The following is a 350-nucleotide window of genomic DNA, read 5'->3' as shown; positions in this document are numbered from 1 at the left end:
TTTCTCGTCTGAAAGCTTCGTGCGTACATATTCTTTTTGTGATTCCCACTTCTCGTTGAGGAATACTTTTCTGTTATTTCCTGGTTTGGCTTTCGTGCACAAATCACGAAGAGGACAACCGGAACAGGCTTCACATTCATACACTTTAAATTCACGTGTAAATCCATATCTGTCCGTTCGTTTCGAATGATAACTAAATTTCACTTTTCTTCCATTTGGACACACATATGCATCTTCTTCTTCGCTGTATTCCCAGTTGTCTACATGAAAAGCATTCTCTTTGTGTTTCTTTTTCTTCTCCTTTCGATATTGATTGTATGTAATGAGTGGCGTTCGATTTCGATTTTTTA

Annotated in this window: 1 protein-coding gene; it reads right to left on the bottom strand. The window is 37.4% G+C overall.

What is annotated here, in order from left to right; all coding sequences use genetic code 11:
• Positions 1–350 (bottom strand): transposase (locus L3V42_RS18110; protein ID WP_238472629.1); only part of this gene is annotated, 350 nt, incomplete at both ends.

Source organism: Oceanobacillus alkalisoli, assembly GCF_022213125.1.
Lineage (GTDB): Bacteria > Bacillota > Bacilli > Bacillales > Amphibacillaceae > Oceanobacillus > Oceanobacillus alkalisoli.
Note: the sequence above shows the minus strand (reverse complement) of the source record. Positions and strands in the feature narration are given on the sequence as shown.